Origin of the sequence: Streptomyces sp. NRRL S-495, from assembly GCF_000966955.1 — a bacterium.
GTDB lineage: Bacteria > Actinomycetota > Actinomycetes > Streptomycetales > Streptomycetaceae > Kitasatospora > Kitasatospora purpeofusca.
On the sequence record NZ_JZWY01000011.1, the window covers coordinates 1 to 5,152 of the forward strand.

Here is a 5,152-nt window from a genome sequence, read left to right on the forward strand (position 1 = left end):
AGCGGGGGCCGAGCGGGGGCTTCGGGGGCGGTCCGGGCGAGGGCCGGACGGGAGCCCGACGGGGGCTTCGGGGGCGGTCCGGGCGCGGGCCGGACGGATGCGGAACGTTCGGCTCTTATTGCGGTTGCGCCACAGTCCGGCCCGAGGCGCGAACGCGGCTGGACACGGTACTGCCGTCCGGTCGACGATAAGCAGGCATTCCCCGCCGCATCCGGCCCGGTGACGGGCCGACGGACAGACCCGGCGGGGCGTACTCGGGGGAAGAACGAAGTGAGCCGACCAGACCGCACCGCGCCGACGACCGACCGCCGACGCGGGTTGCCGCGCGCCACCGGGCCGTTCCGGCTCCCGTTCGCACGCTTCCCACGGCCCTGAGCGGGCGCGCGCACCGGTCGGCCCACGCCCCCGGTGTCAGCGTGCTCCGCTAACGTCCCGTCCGACCGGCTACCCGTCCAGCCGGCCCGTTCCGGGGCCTCCGCTGTCCCGTCCCCACTTGTCCCCATCTGCCCGGAGGCATCGATGAGCTACCCGCCCGACCCCAACAACCCGTACAACCAGCCCCAGCAGCCCCCGCAGCAGCCCGGCTACGGCTACCCGCAGCAGGCTCCGCCGGCCGCCGGCTACGGCTACCCGCAGCAGCCCCCGCAGCAGCCGGGCTACGGCGTGCCGCAGCAGCAGGCCTACGGGTACGCGCCGATGCCGGGCACCATCCAGGCGAACAACGGCTACATCAACATCGCCCAGATCGGCACCGTCAAGCTGGCGACCATGGGTCAGCGCTTCCTGGCCCGGCTGATCGACGGCCTGGCCGTCGGCGCGATCATCGCCCTGGTCATGGCCCTCGGCCTGGCCGGCGCGCTCGGCATCGTCAAGGACACCGACGACTGCTCGCAGTACACCTACCCGAGCGCGGCCTACAGCGACTGCCTCCAGCAGCAGACCGACGCCGCGGGCGGCATCGTCGCCACCATGATGATCATGATCGGCGTGCTGGCCGTGTTCAACCTGCTCTACGAGTGGCTGCTGGTCTCCTTCGCCGGCGCCACCCTGGGCAAGATGGCCATGGGCCTGCGCGTGGTCAAGGAGAGCACCGGCCAGAACCCGGGTCTGGGCGGCGGCTTCATCCGCTTCATCATCCCGATCGTCGGCGCGTTCCTCTGCTACATCGGCGCGCTGCTGGTCTACCTGTCGCCGTTCTTCGACAACTCCGGGAAGCTGCAGGGCTGGCACGACCGTGCCGCCGGCACCCTGGTGATCAAGAAGTAACGCGGTACCGCGCACGACGGAACGGCCCGGCCCCCTCGGTGGAGGGAGCCGGGCCGTTCCGTCGTTCCGTGCCGTGCCGTTCAGCGCCGTTCAGCGCCGGGCCACCGGCGGACGCGTCAGTGGAAGAAGTGGCGGGTACCGGTGAAGTACATGGTCACCCCGGCCTCGGTGGCGGCCGCGACCACCTCTTCGTCCCGGATCGAGCCGCCGGGCTGGACGATCGCCCGCACGCCGGCCGCGATCAGGATCGCCGGGCCGTCCGCGAACGGGAAGAAGGCGTCGGAGGCCGCGTACGAGCCCTTGGCCCGCTCGCCGGCCCGCTCCACCGCGAGCTTGCAGGAGTCGACGCGGTTGACCTGGCCCATGCCGACGCCCACCGAGGCGCCGTCCTTGGCCAGCAGGATCGCGTTGGACTTGACGGCCCGGCAGGCCCGCCAGGCGAACGCCAGCTCGGCCAGCTCGGCCGGGGACAGCGCCTCGCCGGAGGCCAGGGTCCAGGTCGCCGGGTCGTCGCCCTCGGCGTGCATCCGGTCGGCGTCCTGGAGCAGCACGCCGCCGGAGACGGGGCGCACCTCCTGGCGGTTGGCCGGGGCCTCGGGGGCGAGCAGCACCCGCAGGTTCTTCTTGCGGGCCAGCACCTCGACGGCGCCGTCCTCGTAGCCGGGGGCCACCACGACCTCGGTGAAGATCGGGGCGATCTGCTCGGCCAGCGCCACCGTGACCGGGCGGTTGACCGCGATCACGCCGCCGTACGCGGAGGCCGGGTCGCACTCGTGCGCCTTGCGGTGCGCCTCGGCGACGTCGGCGCCGGTCCCGATGCCGCACGGGTTGGCGTGCTTGATGATCGCGACGGCCGGCTCGGTGTGGTCGTAGGCGGCGCGGCGGGCGGCGTCGGTGTCGACGTAGTTGTTGTACGACATCTCCTTGCCGTGCAGCTGCCGCGCGCCGGCCAGGCCACCGCTGCCGTCGGTGTACAGCGCGGCGCCCTGGTGCGGGTTCTCGCCGTAGCGCAGCACGTTCTGGCGCTCGAAGGCCGAGCCCAGGAAGGCCGGGAACGCGTCCTCGGTCTCCGTGTAGCCGGACTCCCCGAACCAGTTGGCCACCGCGACGTCGTAGGCGGCGGTGTGGGCGAAGGCCTGGGCGGCCAGCCGCTTGCGGGTCAGCAGGTCGAAGCCGCCGCCCTGGACGGCCGTCAGCACGTCCTGGTAGCGGGCCGGGTCGACCACGACGGCCACCGAGGGGTGGTTCTTGGCGGCGGCGCGGACCATGCTCGGGCCGCCGATGTCGATCTGCTCGACGCACTCGTCCGGGGTGGCGCCGGAGGCGACGGTCGCCTTGAACGGGTAGAGGTTCACCACGACCAGGTCGAAGGGCTCGACGCCCAGCTCGGCCAGCTGCTCGCGGTGCGACTCCAGCCGCAGGTCGGCGAGGACGCCGGCGTGCACGCGGGGGTGCAGGGTCTTCACGCGCCCGTCCAGGCACTCCGGGAAGCCGGTCAGCTCGGAGACCTCGGTCACCGGGACGCCCGCGGCGGCGATCCGGCCGGCGGTCGAGCCGGTGGAGACGATGGCGACCCCGGCGGCGTGCAGGCCCTGGGCCAGCTCCTCCAGACCGGTCTTGTCGTACACGCTGATCAGCGCGCGGCGGATCGGCCGGACGTTCTCGGAGACAGGGGGCGTGGTGGGAGCGGCGCTCATGCCGGAATCCATACCTTTCGGTCCTCGATGCGGTGACCCTCGCGGGCCAGCCGGCCCACGACGTCGACGAGCAGCTTGCGCTCGACAGTCTTGATGCGTTCGTGCAGCGCCTCGCCGCCATCGGCGTGGTCGGCGTCGTGGACCTCCACGACGCCCTGCGCGATGATCGGCCCGGTGTCGACGCCGGCGTCGACCAGGTGGACGGTGCAACCGGTGACCCTCACCCCGTACGCCAGCGCGTCGGTGACGCCGTGGGCGCCGGGGAAGGAGGGCAGCAGCGCGGGGTGGGTGTTGACGATCCGTCCGGCGAAGGCCTCGATGAACCCGGGGCCGAGGATCTTCATGAACCCGGCCGTGACGACCAGGTCGGGCTCGTACCCGGCGACGGAGGCGGTCAGCGCGCGGTCCCAGTCCGCCCGGTCCCCGTGGTCCTTCACCCGGTGCACGAAGACCGGCAGGCCGGCCCGCTCGGCGCGCTCCAGCCCGGCGATGCCGTCCCGGTCCGCGCCCACGGCGAGGATCTCCGCCCCGTACGCGGGGTCGGCGACGGCGTCGATCAGTGCCTGGAGGTTGGTGCCGGAGCCGGAGACCAGCACCACCAGACGGGCCGGTCCGGGCGTGCGGGGCGGGAAGAGCTGAGCGGGGGCGGCGGCCACTGCGCGATTCTCCGTAGGTCGGGCGCCGCCCGCTGGTACATCCACCGGCGGTGGGGCCACTACGAACGGCAGGTCGAGCGAGGAGGAACTCCAGGAGAACCCGCCGCGACGCGGGCCCCGGGGAACCCGTGGGAGCTGCTGACCGTCACCACCATAACGGCTGGTCGGACGGCCTCCGAAACACCGCCCGGGGCTACGCGCGTAGCTGAGACCGGGATCTCGCCGGCCGTCCGGAGCCGGGACCGGGCGCCGGCCGACCGCCGACTCCCCGGCCGCAGGACGTGCCCGGACCCCCCACAGGGGCCTGCGGGAACATAGGGTGGCGCGGGCACCCGCCCCACCGACCGAGAAGGAATGGCCGAACCATGAGCAGCGGTGACGACACCGGCGAGCGCAACCCCTTCGCGCCGCCGCCGGCGGATGCCCCCGAGCAGCCGTGGCGCCCGCGCGCTCCCCACCCCACCGGCGACCCCGACCGGCCCGAGGGCCAGGAGGGCGGTCCGGAGGACCGTCCGCTCGTCCCGCCGCCCCACCCGTGGAGCCCCGGCCACCAGGGCGGCGGCTGGAACCCCCGCCCGCCCGCGCCGCAGCCGCCCCGGCTCGACCCGAACGACCCCGCCCAGCGCAAGGCCCCGCCCAGCGCAAGGCCCGCAACGCCGCGCTGGCCGGCATGGCCGCGCTGGTCTGCGCGTTCGCCGCGCTGCACTACGTCGCCCTGTTCGTCGGCGCGCTCGCCATCGTCTGGGGCGTCTCCGCGATGCGGGCCCCCCGCCCCTCCGCCACCGACGGCGGCACCCCCGCGCCCACCGGCACCGGCGTCGGCACGCAGAACCCGCTCACCCCGGCCGCACTGGCGGGCATCCTCACCGGCGCGATGACGGTGGTCTTCGTCTCCTCCGTGCTCGGCCTCGCGCTGTACTACAACGACTACGTGACCTGCGTGCAGGACTCGCTGACCTCCAGCGGCGCCGACGGCTGCGACCGGCTCGCCCCGCAGTGGTACGTGGACATCACCAAGAAGAGCGACTGAGCCGGATCACCGCGCCGAGCCGCCGGGGGCGCCGGGAGCCGTGGGGGCGGGGGCTCCGGGAGCCGTCGGGGCACCGGGGGCTCCCGCCAGGCGGGTGACCACGCCGTACGCGCGAGCGCGCAGCAGGAGTGCGCCCCGGCGGGCGGTCACGGCGAGCGCCCCCGGGACGAGGGGGACGCCGGACCGCCACGACCTGTCCGGGCCGCCCGCCGCCGCCCGCAGCGCCCGGGACCGCGCCAGCACCGCGACCGGGGCGGACACCACCGCGACCCAGCCCGCCGCCGCCGGCGCCGTCCACCACGCCACCGGCCCCAGCTCCGCCATCCGGCCCGCCCCCAGCGCCCCGCCGGCGAGCCACCCCAGCCCCGCCGCCGCACCGCCGACCAGCAGCCCGGACGCCAGCGCCGCCACCACCGTCGCCGCCACCGGCCACGGGGCCCCCGGCCGCACCGGCCCGGCCGCCCGCCCGCCGCCCGCCGAGGCCGCCCGGCCCAGCAGCAGCC

General features: G+C 74.9%; 4 protein-coding genes and 1 pseudogene. 2 read left to right on the plus strand and 3 right to left on the minus strand.

Annotated elements, in window-relative coordinates; translation table 11 throughout:
• Positions 1-519 precede the first annotated feature (519 nt).
• Positions 520-1,266, plus strand: a complete 747-nt coding sequence (locus VR45_RS00960; protein ID WP_045937755.1) for an RDD family protein — start codon at positions 520-522, stop codon at positions 1,264-1,266.
• Positions 1,267-1,382: 116 nt separating this feature from the next.
• On the opposite strand, the gene purH is transcribed toward VR45_RS00960, so the two are convergent.
• Both purH and purN read right to left on the minus strand, forming a co-directional pair.
• Positions 1,383-2,963 carry a bifunctional phosphoribosylaminoimidazolecarboxamide formyltransferase/IMP cyclohydrolase gene (purH, locus tag VR45_RS00965; RefSeq protein ID WP_045937756.1) on the minus strand — a complete coding sequence of 527 codons (1,581 nt, stop codon included), beginning with the start codon at positions 2,961-2,963 and terminating at the stop codon, positions 1,383-1,385.
• Positions 2,960-3,619: a phosphoribosylglycinamide formyltransferase gene (gene purN / locus VR45_RS00970; RefSeq protein WP_045937757.1), complete on the minus strand. Its 660-nt coding sequence runs from the start codon at positions 3,617-3,619 to the stop codon at positions 2,960-2,962. The genes purH and purN overlap by 4 nt, the downstream gene beginning before the upstream one ends.
• A gap of 670 nt (positions 3,620-4,289) precedes the next feature.
• Between purN and VR45_RS00975 the strand changes: the two genes are divergently transcribed.
• Entirely contained in the window at positions 4,290-4,649 is a 360-nt protein-coding gene (locus tag VR45_RS00975; RefSeq protein WP_052708745.1) for a hypothetical protein, read from the plus strand.
• Between the two features lie 6 nt (positions 4,650-4,655).
• Here the strand turns inward: VR45_RS00975 and VR45_RS45255 are convergent.
• Positions 4,656-5,152, minus strand: a pseudogene (locus VR45_RS45255) (hypothetical protein); the annotation flags it as partial.

Excerpts from the sequence above, each read along its gene's own strand:
- VR45_RS00960 (WP_045937755.1), top strand. The coding sequence starts at position 520 with ATGAGCTACCCGCCCGACCCCAACAACCCGTACAACCAGCCCCAGCAG.
- purH (WP_045937756.1), bottom strand. The coding sequence starts at position 2,963 with ATGAGCGCCGCTCCCACCACGCCCCCTGTCTCCGAGAACGTCCGGCCG.
- VR45_RS00975 (WP_052708745.1), top strand. The coding sequence starts at position 4,290 with ATGGCCGCGCTGGTCTGCGCGTTCGCCGCGCTGCACTACGTCGCCCTG.